The sequence below is a fragment of the Cupriavidus sp. C3SS-1 genome (assembly GCF_057073755.1).
The window spans coordinates 1,828,378-1,854,885 of record NZ_CP172699.1 but is presented as its reverse complement, the minus strand read 5'-3'; the positions used below and the strand labels follow the sequence as shown (position 1 = coordinate 1,854,885).

28 protein-coding genes are annotated in these 26,508 nt (G+C 65.2%); 17 read left to right on the top strand and 11 right to left on the bottom strand.

From position 1 onward, the window contains the following. The first annotated feature begins 80 nt into the window (after positions 1-80). From ACIGJC_RS08555 to loiP, 6 genes are all read left to right on the top strand, one after another. Positions 81-1,343, top strand: coding sequence for an MFS transporter (locus ACIGJC_RS08555; RefSeq protein ID WP_483708335.1), 1,263 nt, complete (start codon positions 81-83; stop codon positions 1,341-1,343). A 73-nt stretch (positions 1,344-1,416) separates the two neighbouring features. Further along, positions 1,417-3,147 (top strand): thiamine pyrophosphate-binding protein, encoded by a 1,731-nt coding sequence (locus ACIGJC_RS08550; RefSeq protein WP_483708333.1) that lies wholly within the window; start codon positions 1,417-1,419, stop codon positions 3,145-3,147. Positions 3,148-3,202: 55 nt separating this feature from the next. Continuing rightward, positions 3,203-3,700 carry a ribonuclease E activity regulator RraA gene (gene rraA / locus ACIGJC_RS08545; protein ID WP_483708332.1) on the top strand — a complete coding sequence of 166 codons (498 nt, stop codon included), beginning with the start codon at positions 3,203-3,205 and terminating at the stop codon, positions 3,698-3,700. 1 nt (position 3,701) lies between these two features. Beyond that, a complete protein-coding gene (locus ACIGJC_RS08540; RefSeq protein ID WP_483708331.1) occupies positions 3,702-4,118 on the top strand; it encodes a gamma-glutamylcyclotransferase family protein in 417 nt (138 codons plus the stop codon). 433 nt (positions 4,119-4,551) lie between these two features. Then, positions 4,552-5,847 (top strand): isocitrate lyase, encoded by a 1,296-nt coding sequence (gene aceA, locus ACIGJC_RS08535; RefSeq protein ID WP_483708330.1) that lies wholly within the window; start codon positions 4,552-4,554, stop codon positions 5,845-5,847. Positions 5,848-6,188: 341 nt separating this feature from the next. Then, positions 6,189-6,941, top strand: coding sequence for a metalloprotease LoiP (gene loiP, locus ACIGJC_RS08530; protein ID WP_483708329.1), 753 nt, complete (start codon positions 6,189-6,191; stop codon positions 6,939-6,941). A gap of 92 nt (positions 6,942-7,033) precedes the next feature. Here the strand turns inward: loiP and ACIGJC_RS08525 are convergent, their stop codons facing one another. Beyond that, a complete protein-coding gene (locus ACIGJC_RS08525; RefSeq protein ID WP_483708328.1) occupies positions 7,034-7,468 on the bottom strand; it encodes a universal stress protein in 435 nt (144 codons plus the stop codon). A gap of 187 nt (positions 7,469-7,655) precedes the next feature. After that, positions 7,656-8,606 (bottom strand): LysR family transcriptional regulator, encoded by a 951-nt coding sequence (locus ACIGJC_RS08520; protein ID WP_483708327.1) that lies wholly within the window; start codon positions 8,604-8,606, stop codon positions 7,656-7,658. A gap of 251 nt (positions 8,607-8,857) precedes the next feature. Here ACIGJC_RS08520 and ACIGJC_RS08515 point away from each other — a divergent pair, with 251 nt between their 5' ends. Together ACIGJC_RS08515 and aceB are read left to right on the top strand one after the other, a co-directional pair. After that, on the top strand, positions 8,858-9,559 hold the full coding sequence (locus tag ACIGJC_RS08515) for a haloacid dehalogenase type II (protein ID WP_483708326.1): 702 nt from the start codon (positions 8,858-8,860) through the stop codon (positions 9,557-9,559). Positions 9,560-9,613: 54 nt separating this feature from the next. Continuing rightward, positions 9,614-11,200, top strand: coding sequence for a malate synthase A (gene aceB / locus ACIGJC_RS08510; RefSeq protein WP_483708325.1), 1,587 nt, complete (start codon positions 9,614-9,616; stop codon positions 11,198-11,200). A 77-nt stretch (positions 11,201-11,277) separates the two neighbouring features. On the opposite strand, the gene ACIGJC_RS08505 is transcribed toward aceB, so the two are convergent. After that, on the bottom strand, positions 11,278-11,553 hold the full coding sequence (locus ACIGJC_RS08505; RefSeq protein ID WP_483708324.1) for a hypothetical protein: 276 nt from the start codon (positions 11,551-11,553) through the stop codon (positions 11,278-11,280). Between the two features lie 657 nt (positions 11,554-12,210). Here ACIGJC_RS08505 and ACIGJC_RS08500 point away from each other — a divergent pair. Both ACIGJC_RS08500 and ACIGJC_RS08495 read left to right on the top strand, forming a co-directional pair. Next, positions 12,211-12,861 (top strand): DsbA family oxidoreductase, encoded by a 651-nt coding sequence (locus tag ACIGJC_RS08500; protein ID WP_483711499.1) that lies wholly within the window; start codon positions 12,211-12,213, stop codon positions 12,859-12,861. A gap of 268 nt (positions 12,862-13,129) precedes the next feature. Further along, the gene (locus tag ACIGJC_RS08495) at positions 13,130-13,576 is read left to right on the top strand and encodes a PaaI family thioesterase (protein WP_483708323.1); all 447 of its coding nucleotides are present in this window, start codon (positions 13,130-13,132) and stop codon (positions 13,574-13,576) included. 27 nt (positions 13,577-13,603) lie between these two features. Here the strand turns inward: ACIGJC_RS08495 and ACIGJC_RS08490 are convergent, their stop codons facing one another. The 6 genes from ACIGJC_RS08490 to ACIGJC_RS08465 all read right to left on the bottom strand — a co-directional run bounded on the left by ACIGJC_RS08490 (position 13,604) and on the right by ACIGJC_RS08465 (position 17,849). Next, positions 13,604-14,470, bottom strand: a complete 867-nt coding sequence (locus tag ACIGJC_RS08490) for a lysophospholipid acyltransferase family protein (protein WP_483708322.1) — start codon at positions 14,468-14,470, stop codon at positions 13,604-13,606. Positions 14,471-14,908: 438 nt separating this feature from the next. Then, positions 14,909-15,724, bottom strand: coding sequence for a MetQ/NlpA family ABC transporter substrate-binding protein (locus ACIGJC_RS08485; protein ID WP_483708321.1), 816 nt, complete (start codon positions 15,722-15,724; stop codon positions 14,909-14,911). A gap of 212 nt (positions 15,725-15,936) precedes the next feature. Then, a complete protein-coding gene (locus ACIGJC_RS08480) occupies positions 15,937-16,257 on the bottom strand; it encodes a type II toxin-antitoxin system PemK/MazF family toxin (protein ID WP_483708320.1) in 321 nt (106 codons plus the stop codon). Beyond that, the gene (locus ACIGJC_RS08475) at positions 16,251-16,499 is read right to left on the bottom strand and encodes an AbrB/MazE/SpoVT family DNA-binding domain-containing protein (RefSeq protein ID WP_483708319.1); all 249 of its coding nucleotides are present in this window, start codon (positions 16,497-16,499) and stop codon (positions 16,251-16,253) included. Before ACIGJC_RS08475 ends, ACIGJC_RS08480 begins: the two co-directional genes overlap by 7 nt. A gap of 189 nt (positions 16,500-16,688) precedes the next feature. Further along, positions 16,689-17,096: a VOC family protein gene (locus tag ACIGJC_RS08470; RefSeq protein WP_483708318.1), complete on the bottom strand. Its 408-nt coding sequence runs from the start codon at positions 17,094-17,096 to the stop codon at positions 16,689-16,691. A gap of 78 nt (positions 17,097-17,174) precedes the next feature. Further along, positions 17,175-17,849, bottom strand: a complete 675-nt coding sequence (locus ACIGJC_RS08465) for an SGNH/GDSL hydrolase family protein (RefSeq protein WP_483708317.1) — start codon at positions 17,847-17,849, stop codon at positions 17,175-17,177. Positions 17,850-17,961: 112 nt separating this feature from the next. Between ACIGJC_RS08465 and ACIGJC_RS08460 the strand changes: the two genes are divergently transcribed. Both ACIGJC_RS08460 and ACIGJC_RS08455 read left to right on the top strand, forming a co-directional pair. Continuing rightward, the gene (locus ACIGJC_RS08460; RefSeq protein WP_483708316.1) at positions 17,962-18,432 is read left to right on the top strand and encodes an SRPBCC family protein; all 471 of its coding nucleotides are present in this window, start codon (positions 17,962-17,964) and stop codon (positions 18,430-18,432) included. Further along, positions 18,429-19,910 (top strand): DHA2 family efflux MFS transporter permease subunit, encoded by a 1,482-nt coding sequence (locus tag ACIGJC_RS08455; protein WP_483708315.1) that lies wholly within the window; start codon positions 18,429-18,431, stop codon positions 19,908-19,910. The genes ACIGJC_RS08460 and ACIGJC_RS08455 overlap by 4 nt, the downstream gene beginning before the upstream one ends. Before the next feature lie 20 nt (positions 19,911-19,930). Here the strand turns inward: ACIGJC_RS08455 and ACIGJC_RS08450 are convergent, their stop codons facing one another. Next, positions 19,931-20,200, bottom strand: coding sequence for an acyl-CoA-binding protein (locus ACIGJC_RS08450; protein WP_483708314.1), 270 nt, complete (start codon positions 20,198-20,200; stop codon positions 19,931-19,933). 121 nt (positions 20,201-20,321) lie between these two features. Between ACIGJC_RS08450 and tsaB the strand changes: the two genes are divergently transcribed. From tsaB to ACIGJC_RS08430, 4 genes are read left to right on the top strand one after another with little or no spacing between them, the layout of a single operon-like run. Further along, complete coding sequence (tsaB, locus tag ACIGJC_RS08445; protein ID WP_483708313.1) at positions 20,322-21,086, top strand: tRNA (adenosine(37)-N6)-threonylcarbamoyltransferase complex dimerization subunit type 1 TsaB; 765 nt, start codon at positions 20,322-20,324, stop codon at positions 21,084-21,086. 56 nt (positions 21,087-21,142) lie between these two features. Beyond that, positions 21,143-21,628, top strand: coding sequence for a ribosomal protein S18-alanine N-acetyltransferase (gene rimI / locus ACIGJC_RS08440; RefSeq protein ID WP_483711498.1), 486 nt, complete (start codon positions 21,143-21,145; stop codon positions 21,626-21,628). Next, positions 21,625-22,476: a uracil-DNA glycosylase gene (locus tag ACIGJC_RS08435; RefSeq protein ID WP_483708311.1), complete on the top strand. Its 852-nt coding sequence runs from the start codon at positions 21,625-21,627 to the stop codon at positions 22,474-22,476. Before rimI ends, ACIGJC_RS08435 begins: the two co-directional genes overlap by 4 nt. Further along, positions 22,457-23,572 (top strand): DUF1853 family protein, encoded by a 1,116-nt coding sequence (locus ACIGJC_RS08430; protein WP_483708310.1) that lies wholly within the window; start codon positions 22,457-22,459, stop codon positions 23,570-23,572. The genes ACIGJC_RS08435 and ACIGJC_RS08430 overlap by 20 nt, the downstream gene beginning before the upstream one ends. A 37-nt stretch (positions 23,573-23,609) precedes the next feature. Here the strand turns inward: ACIGJC_RS08430 and lplT are convergent, their stop codons facing one another. Next, positions 23,610-24,929, bottom strand: a complete 1,320-nt coding sequence (gene lplT / locus ACIGJC_RS08425) for a lysophospholipid transporter LplT (protein ID WP_483708309.1) — start codon at positions 24,927-24,929, stop codon at positions 23,610-23,612. Positions 24,930-25,385: 456 nt separating this feature from the next. On the opposite strand from lplT, the gene alr reads away from it, so the two are divergent. Further along, positions 25,386-26,507, top strand: a complete 1,122-nt coding sequence (gene alr / locus ACIGJC_RS08420; RefSeq protein ID WP_483708308.1) for an alanine racemase — start codon at positions 25,386-25,388, stop codon at positions 26,505-26,507. Position 26,508: the final 1 nt, after the last annotated feature.

Below are 26,508 nucleotides of genomic sequence, written 5' to 3'. Positions count from 1 at the left end.
ACGCGCTGTTGCCTGCCCTCGCGGACAGGCGTGCGGCGCGTCTGCCCGCCCAGCTGGCTCCATCCCGCGAATCCGCCGCCATGACTACCGCCGCCCTCGATCCCAGCCGCAATCCGCTTCGCCATGATGCCCAGGTGATCGGCCTGGTCGGGCTGGCGCATGGCGTCTCCCACTTCTATCACCTGCTGCTGGCACCGCTGTTTCCGTGGATCAAGGCGGAGTTCGGCCTGAGCTATGCCGAGCTTGGCCTGCTGATGACGGTCTTCTTCGCGGTGTCGGCGGTGGTGCAGACGGCTTCGGGTTTCGTGGTCGACCGCGTCGGGGCGCGGCCGGTCTTGTTTGCCGGGCTGGCGTTCCTGGGCTCGGCCGCCTTGCTGCTGTCGGCCAGTTCCGGGTATGCCGCGCTGCTGCTCGGGGCCGGCGTGGCGGGGCTGGGCAACGGCGTATTCCATCCGGCCGATTTCACGCTGCTGAACAAGCACGTGTCGCAGCCCCGGCTGGGCCACGCGTTCTCGGTGCACGGCATCTCCGGCAACCTCGGCTGGGCGGCCGCACCGGTGTTCCTCGTGACCATTGCCAACCTGGCCACGTGGCGCGTGGCACTGGCTGCCGCGTCGATCGTGGCGTTCGGCGTGCTGGCGGTGCTGCTGGTCCTGCGCCACGTGCTCGACCCGCGCGAGCTTGGCAGTGCGGTGGGCCGTCCCAGGGCCGCGCAGGCCGGCGCCGGTGGCAGCCTGCTTGGCTTCCTGAAGTTGCCGCAGGTGTGGGTGTGCTGGGCCTTCTTCCTGCTGACCACGTTCTCGGCGGCCGGCATCCAGAGCTTCGCACCGACCGCGCTCACGCAGCTCTACGGCATTCCGTTCACGCTGGCCACCGCGTCCTACACCATCTACATGCTATGCAGCGCCGGCGGCATGCTGGTCGGCGGGTTTGCCGCCAGCCGCACCAGCAACCATGACCGCCTGATCGCGCTGAGCTTCACCGTGTCGGGGCTGATGGCCATCCTGGTGGGCCTGAACGTCGCGCCGGGCCTGCTGGTGCCGGCGCTGCTCGGCGTGATCGGCTTCGGGGCGGGTACGGCCGGCCCTTCGCGGGACCTGCTTGTGCGTGCGGCGGCCCCTGCCGGTGCCACGGGGCGCGTGTACGGCGTGGTCTATTCGGGCCTGGACATCGGCCTGGCCAGCGGGCCGCTGTTCTTCGGCGCGCTGATGGACGCACACTTGCCCAACTGGGTGTTCTTCATGATCGGCGGCTTCCAGCTGCTGTCGATCTTCACCGCGGTGACGGTCGGCAACGGCAACCGTTCACGCCGCGGCGCCGAGGCACAGGCGCCTGCCGTCTAGGCCGGGCTGCCGCGGCGTCGCATTCCCGCGCGCCGGCCACGCCGGCGCTCCCGCGTTTCTCCGAGGACCCTTCATGTCATCCAAGCCTGTTTCCGCCGGCACCGCGCAGCCTGAACCAATGTGCGGCGGCCATATCCTGGTCGACGCGCTGCTGGCGCACGGTGCCGAACTGGCCTTCGGCGTGCCCGGCGAGAGCTACCTGGCGGTGCTCGACGGCTTTCACCGCCGGCGCGACCAGATGCGCTTTGTCATCTGCCGCCAGGAAGGCGGCGCGGCGGTCATGGCCGAAGCCTATGGCAAGCTCACGGGCCGCCCGGGGCTGGCCTTCTGCACGCGCGGACCGGGCGCGACCAATGCCAGCATCGGCGTGCACACTGCCTTCCAGGATTCGACGCCGATGATCCTGTTCATCGGCCAGGTCGGCCAGGACTTCGCGGACCGCGAGGCCTTCCAGGAGATCGACTACCGCCGCATGTTCGGCCAGATGGCCAAGTGGGTCGCGCAGATCGACCGCGTTGAACGGATTCCCGAGTACATCGCGCGCGCCTACCAGACCGCCACCTCGGGCCGGCCGGGCCCGGTGGTTCTGGCCTTGCCCGAAGACATGCTGACGCAGGAGGCGGTCGTGCCGCAGCTCGCGGCCTACCAGCGCGTACTGAGCTGGCCAGGCGATGACGATATGCAGCGCCTGTCGGACAGGCTCGCGGCGGCGGAGCGCCCGTTCCTGCTGCTTGGAGGCAGTGGCTGGACGCCCGAAGCGTGCGTGCAGATCCAGCGGTTCGCCGAACGCTTTTCACTGCCGGTGGGTTGTGCGTTCCGCGGCCAGGACCTGTTCGACAACCGGCACCCGAACTATGCCGGCGATGTCGGCATCGGCATCAACCCGGCCCTGGCCGAACGCGTCCGCAATGCGGACCTCGTGCTGGCAATCGGGCCGCGCCTTGGCGAGATGACCACGGGCGGCTATGCGCTGATCCGCGCGCCACGGCCGGCGCAGCAACTGGTCCATGTCCACGCCGGGGCGGAGGAACTGGGCAGCGTCTACCAGGCGGACCTGATGATCCACGCCTCGATGCCGGCGATTGCCGCGCGCTTCGCGGCATTGCCGTCGCCGGCGGCGCCGCCGCGCTGGCAGGGCTGGGCACGCGACGCGCATGCCGACTACGAACGTTACCTGGCCCCGGCCGCCTATACGGGGCAGGGCGTCGACATGGCCGACGTGATCCGCACCCTCGACCGCCTGCTGCCTGCGGATGCCGTCGTGACCAACGGCGCGGGCAATTACGCCAGCTGGCTGCACCGCTATTTCCACTATCGTCCGTTCGCGGGGGGCGGCCGCGGCCAGCTTGCGCCGACCAGTGGCGCCATGGGCTACGGCGTGCCGGCTGCCGTGGGCGCAAAGATTGCGTTCCCGCAGCGCACGGTCGTGGCGCTGGCGGGCGATGGCTGTTTCCTGATGAACGGGCAGGAACTGGCCACCGCCATGCAATACAACGCGCCGGTGATCATCATCGTCGTCAATAACGGCATGTATGGGACCATCCGCATGCACCAGGAGCGTGAGTACCCGGCCCACGAATCGGGCACGGCGCTGCAGAACCCGGACTTTGCCGCGCTGGCCCGTGCCTATGGCGCGCGCGGCGCGACGGTGACGACGACCGGGGCGTTTGAACTCGCGCTGCGCGAAGCGCTGGCCGCACCGGTGTCCACGCTGATCGAGATCCAGGTGGATCCGGATGTGATCACGCCGCGCACCACGCTCAGCGCGATACGCGCGCAGGCGCTGGCCAGCGGCAAGCCGTAAGGCCCGACTGTCCGACTTCCGTCGGTACCGATTTTCTTCCTTGCAGGAGTTTTCGATGAAACATGCCACCACCGATCTGTGCGATGCCAACGAACTGCGCCTGGCCGACGGCACGCTGCGCGTCATGGCGCCGGGTTTCCGTGCGCTCGGCAAGCAACTGGCCTTTGCCGGCCAGGCCGCCACGCTGAAGGTCTTTGAAGACAATTCGCTCGTGCGCGAGGCACTGGAATCGCCGGGGCAGGGCCGCGTGCTGGTGGTCGATGGCGGCGGCTCGATGCGCTGCGCGCTGGTAGGGGGCAACCTCGGGTTGCTGGCCGAGAAGAACGGCTGGGTCGGCATCATCGTCAACGGCTGCGTGCGCGATACGGCCGAGCTGGAGGTCTGCGACATCGGCATCCGCGCGCTGGCCACGCATCCGCAGAAGAGCCAGAAGCGCGGCGCCGGCGAGCGTGACATCGCGGTGCAGATGCCGGGCGCCGTGGTGCGCCCGGGCAACTGGATCTACGTCGATGCGGACGGCGTGCTGGTGTCCGAAGAACAGCTCGGTGCCTGACATGACCAGGGTCTTTGTCTACGGCACCCTGCGCGCCGGCGAGGTCAACGACCTGAACGCCGCGGCGCGCCAGCACGGCATTGTCGGGCCCACGCTGCTCGGCACGGCGACCATTGCAGGCCGGCTCTATGACTTCGGTACCTATCCGGGCCTGGTGCTCGATCCCCAGGCCGGCCCGGTGGTCGGTGATCTCTATGAGGTGCCCGACGCGCTCGTGCCGGTGCTCGACGAGATCGAGGAGATCTATCCCGGCCAGTCCTCGCTGTTCGTCAGCGCACAGCACGCCGTGCTGCACGATGACCAGCTGGTGGCCTGCCTGCTGTATCCCGTGGCCGATGCTGCGGTCTCGGGCCTGCCGCGGATTGAAGGCGGCGACTGGGTGGCTTACCGCAAGTCGCGCGATACCGCTGCGGTCTGATGCCCCTTCGTAACTGAGTCGAAACGGCGCCCATCTGTGGCGCCTTTTTTATTTTGTGGCGAGCGGTCCGCGCGCGGGTGTGCCGCCCCAGCGTCCATGCGGAAGTTCCTTTTTCTGCGCAAATTTCATAATGCGGAAATATGTTTTGAACGGCAAAATTGCGTAGTTTGCAGAGCACAACGTCATTTCTCATGATGAAAAATCATGTTTCGTATTATGAAATAAATTATGTAATTATTTGATTTAATTGAATAAAAAAGCAGTATGCAAGCTGCATTCAAGGCTGTTGCGTCGCGGGATGCTTCTCTAAACTCTTATATAAGACACAGCATGCACGGCGGCAAAAACGCTTCCCTCGGCCAGAAGAACGGAACAGGGGGCGCACGTCACCAGTTTTCTTTGCCATTCCCCAATTTGTCGCTAGGAGAGTGATATGAACCGCGAACAACAGATCCAGGCACTGCAGAAGGATTGGGACACCAACCCCCGCTGGAAAGGCGTCCGGCGCAATTTCACTGCTGAAGACGTGGTACGCCTGCGCGGCTCCGTCCAGGTCGAGCACACGCTGGCCCGGCGCGGTTCAGAAAAGCTGTGGAACCTGTTGCAGACCGAGCCGTTCGTCAACTCGCTCGGCGCGTTGACCGGCAACCAGGCCATGCAGCAGGTGAAGGCGGGCCTGAAGGCGATCTACCTGTCGGGCTGGCAAGTCGCCGGCGACGCCAACCTGGCCGGCGAAATGTACCCAGACCAATCGCTGTACCCGGCCAATTCCGTGCCGCAGGTGGTCAAGCGCATCAACAATACGTTCCAGCGCGCTGACCAGATCCAATGGAGCGAAGGCAGCGGCGACACCGATTTCTTTGCCCCGATCGTGGCCGACGCCGAGGCCGGTTTCGGCGGCGTGCTGAACGCGTTCGAATTGATGAAGTCGATGATCGAAGCGGGCGCCGCCGGCGTTCACTTCGAAGACCAGCTGGCCTCGGTGAAGAAGTGCGGGCATATGGGCGGCAAGGTGCTGGTCCCGACCCGCGAAGCCGTTGCCAAGCTGACCGCGGCCCGTCTGGCTGCCGATGTTTCCGGCGTGCCGACCCTGGTGATCGCCCGTACCGACGCAGAAGCTGCTGACCTGCTGACCTCGGACGTGGACGAAAATGACAAGCCGTTCTGCACCGGCGAACGGACCGTGGAGGGCTTCTACCGCGTCCGCAACGGCCTGGAGCAGTCGATTTCGCGCGCCCTGGCCTACGCGGAAGTGGCGGACCTGGTGTGGTGTGAAACCGGTAAGCCGGACCTCGAGTTCGCCAAGAAATTTGCCGACGCCGTGCACGCCAGGTTCCCGGGCAAGATGCTGGCCTACAACTGCTCGCCATCGTTCAACTGGAAGAAGAATCTCGACGATGCCACCATCGCCAAGTTCCAGAGGGAACTGGGCGCCATGGGCTACAAGTTCCAGTTCATCACGCTGGCCGGCTTCCACTCCCTGAACTACTCGATGTTCAACCTGGCCTACGGCTACGCCCGCAACCAGATGAGCGCGTTCGTGGAACTGCAGGAAGCCGAGTTCAAGGCGGCCGAGAAGGGGTTCACCGCCGTCAAGCACCAGCGCGAAGTCGGGACCGGCTACTTCGACGCCGTGACCCAGACCATCGAAGGCGGCCAGTCGTCGACGACCGCCCTGAAGGGATCGACCGAAGACGAGCAGTTCTTCGAAGACAAGAAAGTGGCCTGACTCTCCTGGCCACCGTTTGCTGAAACATAGATCGGGGGGAACCGAGTAGTCTCTTGGTTCAGCAGACCACAGGAAGCGCGTGCGACCATCACGCGCTTCTTTTTCAGGCACCGCGCCGTTTCTCTCAGGAGGCGGCGCGGTTTTTTTTTAAAAAGGGGGCTGCAGCACAGAACAAGTCAAATGTAATCAATTGTCATAATTGGTGGTTATCGCGTATCAGCTCGTCCGCTCTGCCGCAAAAGTGGAATAAAGTCCCCGTGGCCTTGAATGAATGACACATTCAATGCACATCCAAAACACATTCCATTTGCACGCCTGACGTGCGTTGATTCCGCGACAACATGAAAGCACCTCTCTACATTGCCCTGGCAGCGGCGGCTGCCGCGTCCCTGGCCGGCTGTGGCGGCACCAACCTTGACGGCATGATGGCTGCCGGTTCGAGCCTGGCCAAGGCGGCTACGCTCAGCGACGCCGACGTCAGGAGCTTGTCGGACCAGGCTTGCACCGAATCGGACAAGACCAACAAGATCGCAGCGGCCAACAGCACCTATGGCCGGCGTCTGGCGAAGGTTATGGCCGGGCTGAAGAACTCCGACGTGCCGAACGTCAACGCCAAGGTCTACATGACGAAGGACGTCAACGCCTGGGCCATGGCCAACGGCTGCGTGCGCGTGTATAGCGGCCTGATGGACATGATGACCGATGAGGAGGTGCGCGGCGTGCTGGGCCACGAGCTTGGCCACGTGGCGCTGGGCCACACCAAGAAGGCGATGCAGGTGGCCTACACCGCGACCGCCGCACGCGGCGCGGCGGCAGCAGCCGGCAACGGTGCGGTGGCCGCGCTGTCGTCGTCGCAACTGGGCGAGCTTGGCGAGAAGCTGATCAACGCGCAGTTCTCGCAATCGCAGGAATCGGCGGCCGACGATTACTCGTTCGACCTGCTGACGAAGAACAAGGCCGGCACCAGCGGCCTGGTAACCGCGTTCCAGAAACTGGCCAAGCTCGATGGCGGCAAGTCCAGCATGTTCTCCTCGCATCCGGGTTCGGAAGCACGCGCTCAGCATATCCAGGAGCGCATCAGCAAGGGTTCCTGAGCCCGCTGCGTAAGCCAGCGTCCAATGAAGAAGGGCCGGGAAATTTCCCCGGCCCGGTCAGAGATCAGCGGCCCACGGCCGACGATCTGAGGTCAGCGATATACGATCACCGGAATGTCGGTGTGGGTCAGCACCTTCTGGGTTTCGGAGCCCAGCAGCAGGCCGGACAAGCCGCGCCGGCCGTGCGAAGCCATGAAGATCACGTCGCAGCCGTGGCGCTCCGCGGCGTCGATGATGCCCAGATAGGGCACCGCGAACGTCGACATGTCGGAGTCGAAGGTCACGCCCGCAGCCGCGGCGAGACCCTCCACCTCCTTGAGGTACAGCTTGGCCTGGTTTTCGATACGGTCCTTGAAGGCCTGCGGCGCCTCGACCACGATTTCGCTGAACGGGGTGTACGGATACTCCTCAAGGCAGACATAGGCGGTGATGCGCGCGCCAATGGCCTTGGCCAGCTCCAATCCGCCGTTGATTGCCTTCTTGGAGAGTTCGGAACCGTCGGTGGGAAGCAGAATGTGTTGGAACATGCAGGACTCCTTTCATGCGGGGGATGAGGGGAGGGGCAGGCCCGGTTGCCACCTTTACACGACCGTGGCTTGCGACCGGAAAAGCGCCTGTCTGAACTGCATTGTAGTCAGTGTGCCGAGTAGGGCATTGCGCTATATCAATTGCAACAAAGTGCGACAGCGCACGCTCGCACGCGCGTGCCCTGTTTTAGCTGGCCATGGCGGCCATTGCCGGGTGCGCCGGTGCGGGTTCGGTCCGGCGCCAGTAGGCCGGGTTGCCATAGGTGTTCTTCAGATGGTCGATGAACAGCCGTACCCGCAGTGGCAGGTGCTTGCGCTGCGGAAACACCGCGTGGATGCCGATCGGGGGCGCCTGGAACTCGTCGAGCACCGTCACCAGCCGGCCGCTTGCAATTTCGTTGCCGACCTCCCACCACGACCGCCATGCCAGCCCGTGGCCTTGCAGGCACCATTCGTGCAATACGGCGCCGTCGGTGCATTCCATCGTGCCGCCGACCTTGACCGTAACCGCTCGGCCTTCCTGCTGGAAGACCCAGCCGCGCTGGACGTTGGCGCTGGCGCCGAAAGCCAGGCAGTTGTGACGCTGCAGGTCCTCAGGCAATGCTGGCGTGCCCGCGCGCGACAGATAGTCGGGTGATGCCACCACCACGCGCCGGGTTTCCGCCAGGCGGATGGAAACGAGGCTGGAATCGGGCAGGTCCCCCAGGCGGATCGCGCAATCGAAGCCTTCATTGACCAGGTCCACCACGCGGTCGGATAGATCCAGCGTAATCGTCACATCCGGGTGCGATTCAATGAACAGCGGCACCAGCGGCGCCACATGCTTGCGTCCATAGCCCGCTGGCGCCGTGACGCGCAGGTGGCCGCTGGCCTTCACGCCACCCGCGGAAACGCTGGCCTCGGCGTTGTGCAGGTCGTTCAGGATGCGCTGGCAGTCTTCCAGAAAGGCGGACCCCTCGAAGGTCAGGCTGATCTTGCGGGTCGTGCGGATCAGCAGCTTGACGCCCAGCCGTTCTTCCAGCGCGTCGATGCGCCGTCCGATGATGGCCGGCGCGACGCCTTCCGCCGCAGCCGCAGCGGACAGACTGCCGCGCGAGGCCACGGACACAAAAGTCTCCAGTTGTTTGAAATGGTCCACGAATGATTATTTGCGATGCCTGCGCGATCACCCGGGCGTGCCCGCGGACGGCGATCTTGCGCGAATGAGAGGGAATTGGTGTTTATTGTCGAACAAGTCAGCCAAGATTAGATGCCGAAAAGTAAAAGATCAAGTGACCCGGGCCGACTTTGCCGCACTGCAGCGTCTGCCTACAATTCGATGCATTCAATGGTGTACAGCCCCACGCAACAGCCTACGGCAAGACCTGAACCAGGAAACCAGAGCGCCCCATGAACAAGATCCGCGCAGTCGTCTTCGACGCCTACGGCACGCTGTTCGACGTGTATTCCGTCACGGCGCGCGCGGAGCAACTGTTCCCGGGCAAGGGCGAGGCCCTAGCGCTGCTGTGGCGCGAACGGCAGATCGACTACACCCGTGTCCGCACCATGGCGAGCCCCGATGGCAAGTACTACAAGCCATTCTGGGCCCTGACCGTGGATTCGCTGCGCTATGCCGCGGAACGGTTGAAGGTGAAGCTGGACGACGCGACCGAGGCGCAGCTGCTCAAGGAATATGCATGCCTGTCGGCCTTTCCCGAGAACCTGGGCGCGCTGAAACGGCTGCGCCGCGCCGGACTGCCGCTGGGCATCCTGTCCAACGGCAATGCCGAGATGCTCGATATCTCGGTCAAGAGCGCGGGCATGCATGGCCTGTTCGACCATGTGCTGTCGGTCGACGCCGTACGTCAGTACAAGACCGCCCCGGAGGCCTATGCGCTCGGGCCGAAGGCATTCGAGCTGCCAGCCGAAGAGATCCTTTTCGTCTCATCGAACGGCTGGGATGCCTGCGGCGCCACCTGGTTCGGCTACACCACGTTCTGGATCAATCGTGCCGGCCATCCGGCGGAGCGGCTCGACGTAGCGCCCTCCGGCACCGGGCACGACATGAATGACCTGCTCGATTTTGTCCGCGCCAGGGGCGTGGACGTCTGAACGACAACGAGGGGTCGACTCTCTAACCAGCTATCGACTAACAGGAGAAGACTGATGGCTATCACGTTGCCCGCGGGCATGAAGATTACCGGCGAGATCCTGCCGGCCTACGAAGATATCCTCACGCCGGAAGCCCTGGCGCTGGTAGACAAACTCCACCGCGCCTTTGAACCGCGCCGCCAGGAACTGCTGGCCGCCCGCGTCGAGCGCGCCAAGCGCCTGGACGCCGGTGAAGTCCCCGACTTCCTGCCCGAAACCAAGCACATCCGCGAAGGCGACTGGAAAGTCGCGCCGATCCCCAAGGCCCTGGAATGCCGCCGCGTGGAAATCACCGGCCCGGTCGAAGCCAAGATGGTCATCAACGCCTTCAACTCGGGCGCTGACAGCTACATGACCGACTTCGAGGATTCCAACACCCCGAACTGGCACAACCAGATGCAGGGGCAGGTGAACCTGAAGGCCGCCGTGCGCCGCACGCTGACCCTGGAATCGAAGGGCAAGCAGTACAAGCTGAACGACAAGATCGCTACGCTGCAGGTGCGTCCGCGCGGCTGGCACCTCGACGAAAAGCACGTCACCATCGACGGCAAGCGCGTCTCGGGCGGCATCTTCGACTTCGCGCTGTTCCTGTTCCATAACGCCAAGGAGCAGATCGCCCGCGGCGACGGCCCGTTCTTCTACCTGCCGAAGATGGAAAGCCATCTGGAAGCACGCCTGTGGAACGACATCTTCGTGATGGCACAGAACGAAATCGGCCTGCCGCAAGGCACCATCAAGGCCACCGTGCTGATCGAGACCATCCTCGCCGCGTTCGAGATGGACGAAATCCTGTACGAACTGCGCGAGCACAGCGCTGGCCTGAACGCCGGCCGCTGGGACTACATCTTCTCGTGCATCAAGAAGTTCAAGAACGACAAGAACTTCTGCCTGGCCGACCGCGCCAAGGTCACCATGACCGCGCCGTTCATGCGCGCCTACGCGCTGCTGCTGCTGAAGACCTGCCACTACCGCGGCGCGCCCGCCATGGGCGGCATGAGCGCACTGATTCCGATCAAGAACGATCCGGAGAAGAACGCCGTCGCCATGCAGGGCATCATCAGCGACAAGCGGCGCGATGCCACCGACGGCTACGACGGCGGCTGGGTGGCCCACCCGGGCCTGGTCGAGCCCGCCATGAAGGAATTCGTGGACGTGCTGGGCGACAAGCCCAACCAGTTCGAGAAGCAGCGTCCGGACGTGAACGTGAAGGGTTCGGACCTGCTGGACTTCCAGCCGGAAACCCCGATTACCGAAGCCGGCCTGCGCATGAACATCAACGTCGGCATCCACTACCTGGGCGCCTGGCTGGCCGGCAACGGCTGCGTGCCGATCCACAACCTGATGGAAGATGCGGCCACCGCCGAAATCTCGCGTTCGCAGGTGTGGCAGTGGATCCGCTCGCCCAAGGGCAAGCTGGAAGACGGCACCAAGGTCACCGCCGAACTGGTGCGCACGCTGATCCCGGAAGAGCTGGCCAAGGTGAAGGCCGAGGTCGGCGGCGAGACGAAGACGTATGACCGCGCTGCCGAGATCTTCGAGCAGATGTCGACGTCGGAAGATTTCGCCGAGTTCCTGACGCTACCGCTGTACGAAGAAGTCTGAGACAGACAAGGCTCGATGAAGTGAAAAACCCGCGGTGTTCGCCGCGGGTTTTTTGTTCCTGGAAACGCGCGGCGCTTTCACCGGGTCGTGTGCGAATCCGGCACGATGGTCCTCAGCATTGCCTTTCGGTAGGTGCGTTGCACGGCAAGCGTTCGGCACAGCAAGCGCAGAACCCTCATCGAATGATGCGTGGGGTGGCCTTTCGATTTCAGCACCCGCAAATGATGCAGGCGCACGCGGATTTCTTTCCGCAAGGTTGCAATGCGCTGATCCAGCGGCAATATGTCCCGCTCCATCAGCAGGAGCCGCCGAAGCTCCTGCAGCTCCTGCCGGCTATAGCGCATGCCTTTCATTTCGCCCCTCCTCCTAATCGTGAGAGGGGTTCCGCATCTTTCGTTCCCGACACCATCGCGTGGAGAGCGGCGTGGCCTGACATTGTTATGGCGCGGACCGAAAGTACCGCGCGAAGGCCATATTGAAGTGGCGCGGCTTGCCGACTGTCGGTAATGAAGCGGTCACGAACCGCTATGCCTTCCGACGTAGGGCTTGCGCTGCTCCATCGCGTTTCGCCTTTGTACCTGCCAGCAATAGAAATAAGTACACTGCAGTGCAATTTCTACATTGCGCGCATGCCGCAGCGCACGAAGGCTTTCCCGCAAAAGGCGGAGCAGGCGATACGCGAAGTGCGTATCCTGGCCTTCCTGTCGCGCTGCCCGTATCAGCTGGATGTGTGCGCGAAGTCTCAGGCGCGTCTGCTGAATCGCGCTGTCAAGTTCCGTGATGCGGTCTCGGGCGATTTCCGTCTGGGCGACCATGGCAGGATCCTCGAGTGGAATGTCTTGAAGCAGTGCGCTTCGGCGGGCATCACGCAATTCTCTTGCCTGAGTAGGCTGCCATCGCCGAACCGGCCGAACCGGCCGACCCGGCCGACCCGGCTTCTGCAAGTCCTGGCGATTCGCGTTACCCTGATCGGCTACCGGTATAGATGGGCGATTTGCGCCAAAGACACCATGACCCAACCGCTTCGCATCGACTTCGTTTCCGATATCTCATGCCCATGGTGCGCCATCGGCCTGTCCTCGCTGCGGCTGGCGCTGTCGCGCCTTGGCGATGCAGTGGACGCCGAGATCGCCGTGCATCCGTTCGAACTGAATCCGGACATGGCGCCCGGTGGCGAAGCCATTGTCGAATACCTGGGGAAGAAGTACGGGCGCACGCCGGAACAGATTGCGCAAACGCAGGACATGATCCGCGAGCGCGGTGCGTCGGTCGGCTTCACGTTCGGGCCGCGCACACGGGTCTACAACACCTTCGATGCGCATCGCCTGCTGCATTGGGCCGGGCTCAAGGGCCGTCAGTTGCCGCTCAAGCTGGCGCTGCTCCAGGCCTATCATGGCCGGGGCAGGGATCCGAGCAACCATGACGTCCTGGTCGAGATCGCGGAATCGGTGGGGCTGGACGCCAAGCGCGCGCGCCAGGTGCTGCAGGGCGGCGACTATGCCGATGACGTGCGCGAGGCCGAGCGGGAGAACCAGTCCATGGGCCTGACTTCGGTGCCGGCGATCATCTTCAATCGACGCTATCTGGTGAGCGGCGGCCAACCGGCCGAGGCCTTCGAGCAGGTGATCCGCGACATTCTTGCCGAGGCGTCGACGGCTTGACCGGCGTGTCCTGATCCTGCTGCACTGCTCTCCCTGATGCAACGAGGGGGCGGCCCCTTGCGGAGCCGCCCCCTTGCCATTGGGACAGGACTACCGGACTGCGATTGCTGCGCCGGGAACGCCTTCGTCAACGCATTGACTGCGGTGGCAGTCGCCCGGTGTCCGCGCCGGCATTCACGCCGACAAAAGGGACTGTTCGCGAAATCGAACTTTACGCGACGGGGCAAAACGCCTGAAGGTACGGCTTTGCCATTGCGCCCTTTTTGAAATGAACGATCAAGCCCCCCAGACCGCCAGCGCCGCGGATGTTGCCATCAGTGAAGGGCGCGGCGGTTTCTGCCTTGACAATCCCGCTTTGGAAAGCACGGGTGTCAGGATCACGCAGTGGCGCCGCGATTACGTGGAACTGGAGCTGGACGTTGCGTCCCATATGCTCAACCGCAGCCGTGTGATCCACGGCGGCACCCTTTGCACGTTGCTGGATGCCGCGACCGGTTATTCCGGCCTTTACACGCCCGCTGGCGAGGCGCCGCTGCATGCCGTCACGCTTTCGCTGACCTCGAACTTCCTGAGCAACGGGACCGGCAAGCTGCTGACCGCGAAAGGGACGGTCGACCGGCGTGGGCGCTCGATTTTCTTTTCCCGGGCGGAAGTCTGGCTGGATGAGGAGTTGCTGGTCGCAACGGGCGTTGCGACGATGAAGTACCTGAAGTAGGCGCGGTGCTTTCCGGGCTGGCGGCCGTTACGTCGAACTGATGGTGCTCGCGCCTTCCGTCTCGGGCACTACGGCGCCCGACGGGACCTTGTAGCGGTTGTATCCCCACAGATACTGCTCGGGGAAGCGCCGGACCATGTCCTCCACCTCGGCATTGATCCACGCGGCCTGCGCTTCAGTGGACTGCGGCATGGGTCCGGTCAGGCGTTTTACGTGCATCTTCCAGCCTCGCCCGCCGGGCAGGCGTTCGCCAGCCGCAATGATGAGCGGCGCGCCGGTTTGCGAGGCCAGCTTGCACGGCAACGTGATCGTATAGGCCTTGCGGCCAAAGAACGGTGCCCAGACCCCATCGCCCTTGGGCGCCTGATCAGGCAATAAGCCAACGGCCTCGCCTTGCCGCAAGGCGCGCACGAAAGCGCGCACGCCTTGCGCGGTAGCGGGGAACGCCTTCAGTTTCGAAGCGCCGCGCACGGTATCGAGCAGGTCCCGGAACAGCGCCTTGCGGTGGGGCCGGAACATGATGGTCAGCGGGATCCGTTCCGCGGCGTAGCGTGCCGCCAACTCGAAGCATCCCAGGTGCGGCGTCAGCATGACGAGTCCGCGGCCTTCCGCCAGGGTGTTCTCGATCACGTCCCAGTCTTCGCAAATCACCTTGTCGAGGCAGTCGTCGAGGCGAAACCAGACATGGGCCAGCTCGGTCATCATGGCGCCGGTCTCACCCGCGGCCTTGCGTGCGAAAGATGGCGCGGCGAAGCCGGCCTGGATGGCGTTCTGCTGCAGGTGCCGGCGGTATCCGCCGGGCAGGGCATAGACGAGCCGCCCCAGCATGCGCCCGGCCGCATGCGCAACGGGCAACGGCAGGGCGGCAACAAGCCGGACCACCGCGGAGAGCATGCTACTTGTAAAAGGCAGACGTTGAGGCATGGTCACGATTGAAGGGTGAAAGACTGGCGCGGTTCCGACGGCCCTTGGTAGTCGGCACAGCGGCGACGGAATGGCGGGACTGGCGGGCCAGTTCGTTCCACGGCGCTTGCCGGCGGATTCACAACTGCCGGATCAAATCAGGGGACGTGGGGCCGATCGCTTGGGCGTGCCGGCTCACGCGGGGTCTCCACGATGCACCGCTTGTGACGGGCAGGGGGCCTGTCAGGTGTCTGCGTGGAATCATTGGCGCGGCGCGGCATGCGGAGTTCTAGCGTCGAAGGACGCTCACTTTAGCATGCATCGATGGGCGCGCCGCCGGTTTCCCCGCCAAAGCGGGGTCGGTATGGGTGCCAGCCCCGATTGCAGGGCTGGCCAATGCGGGACTGGTCCCGCATCCCGGTCCATCGATCAGAACGACGGAACCATCGCGCCCTTGAACTGGCTCTTCATGAACTGCTTCACTTCCTCGGACTGATAAGCCGCCACCAGCTTCTTTACCCACGGCTTGTCCTTGTCCTGGGTGCGGACCACGATGATGTTGGCGTACGGGCTGTGGATGTCTTCGAGGCCAATTGCGTCCTTGGTCGGCTGCAGGCCGGCCGCGAGCGCGTAGTTGGTATTGATGACCGCGGCGCCGACGTCCGGCAGGGCGCGGGCCAGCTGCGCGGCGTCGAGTTCGACGATCTTCAGCTTCTTGGGATTCTCCGCCACGTCCAGCGGGGTCGCGTTGGTGCCGCTGGTGCCCGCGCCCGCCTTGAGCTTGATCACGCCCTGGGACTGCAGCAGCAGCAGCGCGCGGTTCTCGTTCGAAGGATCGTTGGGCACGGCCACCTTGGCGCCCTGCGGCAGGTCCTTCGGCGACTTCAGGTTCTTCGAATAGATGCCCAGCGGCGAGATATAGGTGTAGCCCACGCTCACCATCTTGTAGCCGCGCTGCTTGATCTGGCTGTCCAGGTAGGGTTGATGCTGGAAGCTGTTGGCGTCCAGGTCGCCGGCGTCCAGCGCGGCGTTCGGCTGGACGTAGTCGTTGAATTCCACAACTTTCACGTTCAGGCCGTTCTTCTTGGCCACTTTCTGCACGACTTGCCAGACTTCGGAGTCCGGACCGCTGACGGTACCCACGCGGATGGTCTGTTCCTGGGCCGACACGCTGCCCGCCGAGGCGATGAGGCCAAAGGCGGACACCGCAACCGCCAGACGCTTGAAAAGGGAGATGCTGCGCATAGGAGAGTTTGGATGTTATTGGAAGCTTGTGGCTTGAAAGGCGCTTCGCCCCGGCTGGATATGACCGGGCGGGTGCGGTCCAAGATTAACGCAATTGCGTCCAAACGGGGCCGCGCAGGGAATTTTGGCGTCTATTTCTTTTTCATATGCTTATGAAGCTGGCGAGGGCAAAAAAGCTGGCATTTAATGCCAGGGCGCGACGCCGGGCGGCGCTAGTCAGCGAAGATCTCGCGCAGTGTCTTCAGCGCTGCAAGCAGGGCGTCGTCGACAACCGTACCGGCCTTTTTGACAAGCCTGCCTTGATCGACGGTGCGGACCTGGTCAAGCAACATGAGACCTGCTTTTCCCTGGAACGTGACCGGGGTCCTAAAGGGCGCCGGGCGGCTGCCCGTCGTCATGGGCGCCACAATGACCGTGCGCAGATGGTCATGGAGTTCAGGCGGCGAAATCACGACGCAAGGACGCGTCTTGCGGATTTCGCTGCCAACAGTCGGGTCGAGTGCAACCAGCCAGACGTCCCCACGACTTACCATTGCAGGTCCTCATCGTCAGCGTTGGGAAAGTCGCCAAGGACCAGGGCGTCGTCCCCGGCTGCCGCGATGGCCTTGCTGGCTTCCACCCAGCCATGGCGCGGCTTGTTCTTCGGGCGCCGGATGACGAGCGCATCGTTTTCAATTTCCATGTCAACCTCATCTTCCAGACCAAGTTGGGCGAGGATCGGTTTCGGAATCAGCACGCCTTGCGAGTTACCCATCTTGCGAATCACTGCCTTCATTGCGCCACCTCGGGTTTGCTTGCCAGCCAGGATAAGTGCGGCAGCACAATGTTATAACAGACGGCCTTGCGTCGTGTTACCTTGCGAACCTTGTCGCGTGGTTGCATCACTGTGCAGGGTGGTCCAGGCGGAACCAGCAGAATCCTCTGAATAAGCCCCATCCCTTTCTGCGGGTCCTTTCCTCCATGGCTAGTGCCGAACCAACCCATACCCTTCACCCCGCCACTCGATAAAACAAAGCCCATGCCCAAACGGATCCGACAGCGTGGCTTGCCGGCCCCAGTCGAACTCCTGCGGCCAGTCCTCGAGTTCCGCGCCTGCCTCCAGCGCGCGTTCGATCGCGCTTTCGAGGTTGTCGACGACAAAATCGAGATGCACTGGCGTCCAGTGCCGGCGGTAGTCGCGCCGGGGGCTGCCGCGCGTGGTCGGGCGAGAGCCGGGCGGTTTGGCAAGCAAATAGATGGGGGTGGCGCCGCCCGTCATCTCGGCCACGGTATCGTCGAACAGCTTGCGGCTCAGGCGCAGGCCCAGTCCTTCCTGATAGAAGCCGATGCCGCGCGGCAGGTCATCGACATCGATATTGATCAGCAACTCCATCACGGTCTCCTGACAGCTTCGGGGAAATGCCCGCGCATTGTGCGCCGGCGCTCCTGACAACTCCTGTCAGGAGGGTTGTCACCGGGCGAGGCGTTCGCGTACCACGGGCCGCAGTGCGTCGCCGAGCGCAAGGTGCGCCTCGGCATCGAGATGGACACCGTCGACGGCGCTGCTCTCGATCACCGTGCCGGCATCGAACAGCAGGCATCCGAGCGCGTCGCATACCTCGCGCACCGCGTCCGGCAAGCCAGTCCACTTGTGCTCGCCGCCGGCGAACTTGGGCGCGAGCGGGCCGCGTGGCGTGCGGATCGGCGGCGGCACCACGACCAGCACCGGTGGGACCGGCATCCCGGGCTCGATCGGCGCCGTGCGAATGACGTTGACCAGCGCGCCGATGCCCTGCGCGGCGTGCCAGGCGTTGTGCGGGTGCATCGACTGGAAATCATTGTTGCCGAGCATCAGGATCACGAGCGCGAGCGGGGAATCGATCTCGACGCGCTGCGCCAGACCTTGCAGGCCGTTGCGTCCGGGCTTGAACGGGTCGTCCCAGACCGTGCGGCGGCCGTTCAGGCAGTCTTCGATGATGCGGACCGGGGCGCCCCCGTCGGCGTTCAGCCCGAGTTCCAGTCGCCCCGGCCAGCGTACGGGGAACGGCAGGCGCCGGCGCGTGCCGGGCACGATGCCCCATGAGAGGGAATCGGCATACACCAGGACTTGCAGGGGATCGACTTCAGGGCGCGTGGCGAGGGACATGCGGCGGCTCCGGACGGGCGTGGCGCAGATGCTGCGCTGCGCAGTGAAATGGTGCTGACGAACAGTCAAGACACTTCATAATATCGATTACATCAGAACACGGAGAATAAAGTTGCGTTTCGAGCACTTGGTAGAGATCAACGATCCAGGCAATCCTCAACTGGATCCGCTTACGCCTGACCAGCTCTGGCAAGGGCTGGTCCTGCGCGCCGAGTCGCCCGAACTGTTCGTCCTGGGCCTCGACCGTGCTGAAGTCGTTGGCCGTGGCGACGGCTGGATCGACCGCGTGCTGCATTTCGGCGCGGCGACCATCGATGACCGCGTGGTATTCGAACCGCGCCGCCAGGTCCGCTACCAGACCGCCGCGACGGCCGACCATGCCGGCGGCACTTTGACGATGGTGATCGAAACGCCAGCGCCGGGCGCGTTGCTGCTGCGCTTCATCTACGACACCACCATGCCGGCGGTGGATGCCAGCGGCGACGACCGCTACGCCGAGATCGTCAAGTCCGCCTACCACGAAGCCGACCTCGACACCGTCCGCAAGATTCGAGAGATCGCCGCTACGGGGCGCCTGGGGTGAGCCGGGTCCCGCACGCGCCGGAGGCATCCGGCGGCGGGTCGGGCGGGCCGACCCGGGCGGCGCTGCGCACGCGCTATGGCGACCGGCTGCGCTGGCTGGTACTGGTCACGCTGATGCTGGGAACGATGTCGTCCATTGTCTCGTCCACCATCATCAACGTTGCCATTCCTGACCTGAGCCGCCATTTCGTGCTCGGCCAGGAACGCGCCCAATGGGTGGCGGCCAGCTTCATGATCGCGATGACGCTGGCAATGCTGCTCACGCCATGGCTGCTCAATCGCTACGGCCTGCGGCGCACGTTCCTGGGCGCGCTCGCGCTGCTGGGCGTGGGTGGCGCGGTGGGCGGGCTGTCGCCGACCTACGGCGTGATGATTGCCATGCGCGTGGCAGAGGGCATCGCGGCGGGCATCATGCAGCCGCTGCCCAGCATCCTGGTGCTGCGCGTATTCGACGAGCGCGAGCAGGGCAGGGCCATGAGCCTGTTCGGCTTCGGCGTGGTGCTGGCGCCGGCGCTGGGCCCTAGCCTCGGCGGTTTCCTGGTGGAGGCCTTTGGCTGGCGTTCGATCTTCTTTGTCGTGGTGCCGCTGACCCTGCTCGGCGCAGCCATGGCGCGGCGCTTCATGGCCGTCGATTCGATCATGATGGGCGAGCGCAAGCCGCTGGACTGGCGCGGCCTGGCGCTGGCCGGGGTCGCGACGGTCTGCCTGCTGAACGGGCTGGTCGAACTGCGCGAAAGCGTGGCCGCCGGCATGATGCTGGCGGGGCTGGGCGTGGTGCTGGTGGTGGCGTTCGTCATGTGGCAGCTGCGCGCGGCCGATCCGCTCATGGACATGCGGCTGTACAGCTACCGGCAATTCTCGGCAGGCGCGGTGGTGGCCTTGATCTATGGCGCGGGCCTGTTCGGCTCGACCTACCTGCTGCCCGTGTACATGCAGATGGCGCTGAACTACACGCCGTCGCGCGCGGGCCTGGTGCTGCTGCCGGCCGGCGTCGCGCTGGCGCTGACGATTGCGCTGGCGGGGCGCCTGACGCAGCGGGTCTCGCCGCATTACCAGGTGTCATTCGGGCTGGCGTTGCTGTCGCTGTCGTTCCTTCTGATGGCGACGGGCTCGCCATCCACGCCGTACCTGCTGCTGGTGGCGCTGGCAGTGCTCGGACGCATTGGCCTCGGTTGCATCCTGCCGTCGCTGACGCTCGGGTCGATGCGTGGCGTGGATTTCTCCCTGATCGCACAGGGATCGAGCTGCATCAATTTCGTGCGCCAGCTTGGCGGGGCGATTGGTGTCAGCCTGGCGGGCGTCGGCCTGCAATGGCGGCTGAACCAGCACGGCGCGGTGCTGGGGCAGGGTGGCGATGTGCTGGCGCAGGCGGCGCGCATCCGCGCCTTCGATGAAACCTTCCTGGCTGTTGGCGTGGTGATCGCCACGGCCATCCTGGCTTCCTGGCGCATCCGGCCGAAGCCGGTGCCGCTCAACTGAGGCGGGGACGCCGGCGAAGCTCAGCTCGCGGCGCCGCTGCGCAGTTCTTCCACCAGGGCGATGTAGCTTTCCATCGCGGCGTCGCGGGTGGTGCCCTTGAGGGCTTCCCACGCTTCGAACTTGTAGCGGCCGACGAAATCGGTCATGCCCGGCTTGTCGCCGTGGGCGTCGCCTTCGCTGCCTTGCTTGAACAGCGCGTACAGGCGCAGCAGCGTCATGTTGCTGGGCCGCTCGCTCAGTTGCTTGACGTCGGTCTGGGCCTGTTCGAAGCGGGCTTGCAGGTCACTCATGGGGTCTCCTGGAGAGGGCGGGGAAAAGAATGGCCCGATGATAGTCCCCAATCCGGCACGCAGGCCTGCCAAAAAACCGAGGAAGGACTCGATTTGGGGCGCCACCGGCTACAATCGCGCCATGTCTTGGATTCTTGCTGTCGAAACTTCCACCGAGTGGTGTTCTGTTGCACTGGGCCGTGCCACGGCCGATGGCGCGGTCGAGTCATGGTCTCGCCATGACCATACCGGCGCGCGGTCTTCCGCACGCGTGCTGCCCGCGGCCGGTGAACTCCTGGCCGAAGCCGGCATTGCGCTGGCCGACTGTGCAGCCATTGCATTTGGCGCTGGCCCGGGCTCGTTCACTGGCCTGCGTACCGCCTGCGGCGTGGCCCAGGGACTGGCCTTCGGCGCCGGGTTGCCGGTCATTCCGGTCAATACGCTGATGGCATGCGCGGAAAGCGCCCGCGGCGCCACGCCTGCACTGCCGGCTGAGGTGTCCGTGCTGGTCGCGCTGGATGCGCGCATGGATGAAGCCTATTCCGCCGCCTTCCGCTGGGACGCCGCCGCGCGCGAATGGGCAACAGAGACGCGGATGCAGGTGGGTCCCCCGGAAACCGTGCCCTTGCCCGCCGGCGAATTCTGGGTGGCCGGCAACGCCGGCACGGTCTTTGGCGAACGGTTGGCCGGGCTGGCGCGTGCCACGCGTGTGCTGCCCGAGGCCATGCCCCACGCGCAGCCGCTGGTGGCCATCGCGCTGCGGGCCCTGGCGCGCGGCGAGGCGATCGATGCCGCGCTGGCCATGCCGATCTACCTGCGCGACAAGGTCGCCCAGACCATCGAGGAGCGCGAAGCGGCTGCTGCTGCCAAGGCCGCCGCGCAGGCGGCCGGCGGGAGCCAGTCGTGAGCGTGACCTACAGCCCGGATACAGCCGTGTCGTCGGCGTGGCCCGATATTCCGGTCATGCCTGTGCTGGCCGACGGCTGGGCGCTTGCCCGCATGTCCGCGCTGGACCTGCGGGCGGTGGCGGAGATCGAATCCCGCGCCTACAGCCATCCCTGGACGCGCGGCAATTTCGAGAACTCCATCAAGGCGGGCCATATGGGCCTGACCCTGCGCGATCCGTCCGGCACGCTCGTGGCGTATGCCGTGCTGATGCCCGTGGTCGACGAGATGCATCTGCTCAACATCACCGTGGATCCGCACCGGCAGCGGCAGGGGCTCGGTCGCCTGATGCTGGCGGTGACGCTGGCGACATCGCAGACGCACCACCTGCATACGATGCTGCTGGAAGTGCGGCCTTCCAATACCGGAGCGCTGGCGCTTTACCTCGAGGCAGGCTTCGTCGAGATCGGCCGGCGCAAAGGTTACTATCCCGCGTCCGGCAACGTGCGTGAAGACGCGCTGGTGCTGCGCCGGACCTGGCCCGGCAACGAGGACGCAGCATGAGCCGCCGCGCACAGTTCCTGGAGGTCCTTGGCATTCCCACGGAGTGGGTGCCGCGCAAGCCGGTGGGCGCGCCGCAGGAGGCCGCTGCGCAACCTGACCGCTCAGCCACCCTGCAGGCCGGACCCGAGGCGCAAGCCGAACCCCTGCAGGCGCCTGAGCCCGGGGAAGTCAGTTCGGCCGTGGTCATGGAGTCGGTGCCGGACTTTGAAGAGGCCGCTCTCGCTTTCGTAGCCGAGCCCGCGCGCACCGCTGCCGTTCCCGACCGCGAGCTTGAGATCGCAGCCATGGCGTGGCCCGTGCTCGATGCCGCCGTGGCGGCGTGCACGGCTTGCGGCCTGTGCGAGACGCGCACCCGTACCGTGTTCGGCGTTGGCGATCGCCAGGCGGAGTGGATGCTGATCGGCGAGGCGCCCGGCGAGAACGAAGACCTTCAGGGCGAGCCGTTCGTCGGCCAGGCCGGCAAGCTGCTGGACAATATGCTGGGGTCGCTGGGCCTCGCGCGCGGTCGCAATGTCTTCATCGCCAACGTGCTCAAGTGCCGTCCGCCGGGCAACCGCAACCCGGAAGCGGCCGAGGTCGTGCAGTGCGAGCCGTTCCTGAAGCGGCAGATTGCGCTGGTGCGGCCCAAGGTCATTGTCGTACTGGGCCGCTTTGCGGCGCAGTCGCTGCTGCGCACCACCACGCCGATCGGCAAGCTGCGCGGCACGGTCCACAGCTACGAGGGGATTCCCGTGGTGGTGACCTACCATCCCGCCTACCTGCTGCGCACGCTGACCGACAAGGCGCGCGCGTGGGAGGACCTGTGCCTGGCCCGCGAGATACACGACCGTGCGGGAGCTCAGGCCTGACCTTTCGCTGAGCCACGGCGGCAACGGCGTGCATGCGCCGCCGGCGCCGTTGTGGCAACAGGCGCTGTCGCAACGCACGCGCGACCTGGCCTGGTGCAGCTTGTCGCCGACCTTGCTACAAGGCCTGCCCGCCGCCGGTGACAGCGGCGCGCGACTGGCGCGCTGGCCCGCTGGCACCCAGGCTGCCTGGGAGCACTGGCTGGGCCAGGCAGACCCCGCTGGCCTTCCCGCCACCATTGCCGAACTTGCCAACGGCATTACCGATGCCTTGCCCGAAGAGCCCGGCCGCGCCCGCAGCCTGCGCCTTGGGCGTCATGCCGAACGCCTGCTGCAGTTCGCGCTGCGCCATGCGCAGGGGCTGGAATTGCTGGCGGCAAACGTACCGGTCAGGCGCGCGCATGGGCACGGCATCCAGACCCTTGGCGAACTCGACTTCGTCTGGCGGGACCAGGGCAGCGGCGAGGTGGTGCATTGGGAAATGGCCGCCAAGTTCTACCTGATGGCCGATGCCGATGACACGCAAGCGTTGGGGCTGCGCGGGTTTGTCGGGCCGAACCTCGTCGACAGGCTCGGCGACAAGCTCGACCATATCGTCCACCGGCAACTGCCACTGGCCAGGACCGCGGAGGCGCGCGGGTTGCTGGGCAGGGCGGTCGACCGCAGCGAGGTCTATCTGCTGGGGTGGCTGTTCTATCGCGACGGCCTGGTGCCCGAGGGGCTGGACCGCCTGGGCATTGCGGGCAACCACCTGCACGGCTGGTGGTCCACGCTCGACGACTGGTATGCGCGCGCCGGCCAGGCGGCTGGCACGCGCTGGTGCCGGTTGTCGCGCTCGGGCTGGTTGTCCGGCGCGCTGCTGGAAGAGGGCGAGACCGAAGCGGCGGACGCCCTGCGCGAGGCGCTGGCCGAGCGCTTTGCCGATCCGCATCCCGACCACGGCTGGCGCCGCGAGTCACCGATCATGCTGTGCGAGATGGAACCGGCCGGCGCGCAGGCGCCGGGCTGCTGGCGCGAGCGCTCGCGCGGGTTCGTGGTGCCGGATGGATGGCCGCAGCGGGCCCGCGCCCGTGCGGCCATTGCCGCGACTGCCGGGTAGATCCCGGCCGGCGCCGCCTTTGGCGCCGGCGAGGCAATCAGTGGTGCTTGTCCTCGCCGATCATGGCGAGCGAGTTGAAGGTGCGTACGTTGTACTTGTGCACCCGCATGACCAGCGCCATGGTGATGCAGATGAACAGGCCCAGCGCGACGATCACCAGCCCGATTGGCGCGTTCACCTTGATCAGCAGCGCGTACAGGCAGAGCATCAGTAGCACGGAGACGTTCTCATTGAAGTTCTGCACGGCGATGGAGTGACCGGCCGAGAGCAGCACGTGGCCGCGGTGCTGCAGCAGCGCGTTCATCGGCACCACGAAGTAGCCCGACATGGCGCCGACCACCATCAGGAACACGTAGGCGATGGCCATGTACAGCGGCATATGCAGCCCCAGCACGTCCACCGTGATCTGCGGCATGGCGTCCTTGGTGTAGAACGCCATCAGCATCACGGTGGCGCCCATGGCCACGCCAAAGGGCAGCACCGACAGCGACTTGCGCAACGGAATGCGCGCTGCCGCCATGATGGCGCCGACAGCCACGCCCACGGCGACCACGGCCTGCAGCAGGGCGCCCTGCGACAGGTTCAGGCCCAGCGATTTTTCCGCCCACTTCAGCACGATGAACTGCAGGGTGGCGCCCACGCCCCAGAACAGCGTGGTCACGGCCAGCGAGATCTGGCCGAGCTTGTCGCGCCACAGCGCGACGAAGCAGTCGCCGAACTCCGCGATCAGCTTGATCGGGTTCTTTTCCTGTTGCGGGTAGCGTGCGCCGGTATCGGGAATGAACAGGTTGAAGATGGCGGCGATCACGTAAAACAGCATGATCACGACCATCGCCGCTTCGGCCGGCGTGTTGATGCCCGTGTCGATGTAAGGGATATCAAAGCGCAGCAGGAGCTGCGAAATGTGCACCGAAATCAGCGCGCCGCCCACCACGGTGCCCAGGATGATCGAGCCCACGGTCAGTCCTTCGATCCAGCCGTTGGCCATCACCAGCTTTTCGGGGGGCAGCAGCTCGGTCAGGATGCCGTACTTGGCCGGCGAGTACGCGGCCGCGCCGAAGCCCACGATGCCGTAGGCGAGCAGGGGGTGCAGGCCGAACATCATGATGGCGCAGCCCGCTATCTTGATGGCGTTGGTGATGAGCATCACCCGGCCCTTGGGCATGGAGTCGGCGAAGGCGCCGACGAACGCGGCCAGGATGACGTAGGAGAGAACGAAGAACAGCTTGAGCAGCGGAGTCATCCACTGCGGGGAATGCAACTCGGTGAGAAGGGCAATGGCGGCGATCAGCAGCGCGTTATCGGCCAGCGACGAAAAAAACTGCGCGGCCATGATGGTGTAAAAACCCTTCTTCATGCTTTCGACTTTGTCTCCAGCGCGTCCGTCGTGCGCTCTGGGAAGGGCTACGCCCACCGGCGTTGCCATGGTTGGTTGCAGGGGACCCTGGGCTGCGGCCGCGTCGAATTGTGTCTCATACGCCGCGCGTGAGCGCTGCGCCGCTTGCCTGACCGTCATTGACATATTGCTTCGCGTTTAGAACATGGCCTGAGCGTCCGGCTTTATATCACGAAAACACGACAATCCTGAATCCGCAAAGGCGCCAGTTTGACAGCGCAGACGCTCCGCGATTCCCCGGGAATTGCGGGTGGGCGCTCGCGAGTGTGTTCAAATAACGGATACGCATCGCTAGCCGAATACCGGGTCTTCCCTGATCTGGTGCATGACCATGCCGGACATGACGCCCGACTCACACTGCGCGTCTGGAAGGATGCTTCCAGCGGCAGCGATGCATGCCTTGCGAGATGTCACTTCATGCCAAGACCGATTCACGCCGTCATCCACCAACCCGCCATTGCCAACAACCTGGAAATCGCGCGCCGTCACGCGCCGAACTCGCGCGTCTGGGCCGTGGTCAAGGCCAACGCCTACGGCCATGGACTGCGCCGCGTCTTTGCCGGCCTGCGCGCGGCCGATGGTTTCGGGCTGCTGGACCTGAATGAGGCCGTGCAACTGCGCGACCTCGGGTGGCAGGGCCCGATCCTGCTGCTGGAGGGCTTTTTCCAGCCCCAGGATGTGCCGCTGCTGGAACAATACCGGCTTACCACCGCGATCCATTGCGAGGATCAGCTCCGGATGCTGGAGAGCGCGCGGCCGAAGGGCCCGCTTGCGATCCAGCTCAAGCTCAACACCGGCATGAACCGCCTGGGCTTCCAGCCCGCGCAGTACCGCGCCGCGTGGGAACGCGCCCGTGCGATGCCGTGCGTGGGCAGCATCGTCCATATGACACATTTCTCGGATGCCGACAGCGCGCGCGGCATCGCCCACCAAGTCGCGGCCTTCGATGCCGCCACCGCGAACCTGCCGGGCGAGGCCAGCCTGTCGAACTCGGCCGCGGTGCTGTGGCATCCGGAGGTCCACCGTGCGTGGGTTCGGCCCGGAATCATCCTGTATGGGGCCTCGCCCACCGGCCGCGAGGCCGACATTGCCGGGGTTGGCCTGCAGCCGGCCATGTCGCTGCACAGCGAATTGATTGCCGTGCAGGACCTGCAACCCGGCGATACGGTCGGCTACGGCTCCATGTTCACCGCCGACCGGCCGATGCGCATCGGCGTGGTGGCCTGCGGCTACGCGGACGGGTACCCGCGCCACGCCGTTGGCTGGGGCGAGAACCGCGCGCCGGTGCTGGTCGATGGCGTGCGCACCGAACTGATCGGCCGCGTTTCCATGGATATGATCTGTGTGGACCTGGGGCCGTGCCCGAAAGCCAGGATCGGCAGCCCGGTCACGCTGTGGGGCCAGGGCCTGCCGATCGACGATGTCGCCGGGGCCAGCGGCACGGTCGGCTACGAGCTGATGTGCGCGCTGGCGCCGCGCGTGCCGGCCACCGTGGCGACCATCACCGCGTCGGACAGCGCGTCGCCCCTCCTGGCCTGAT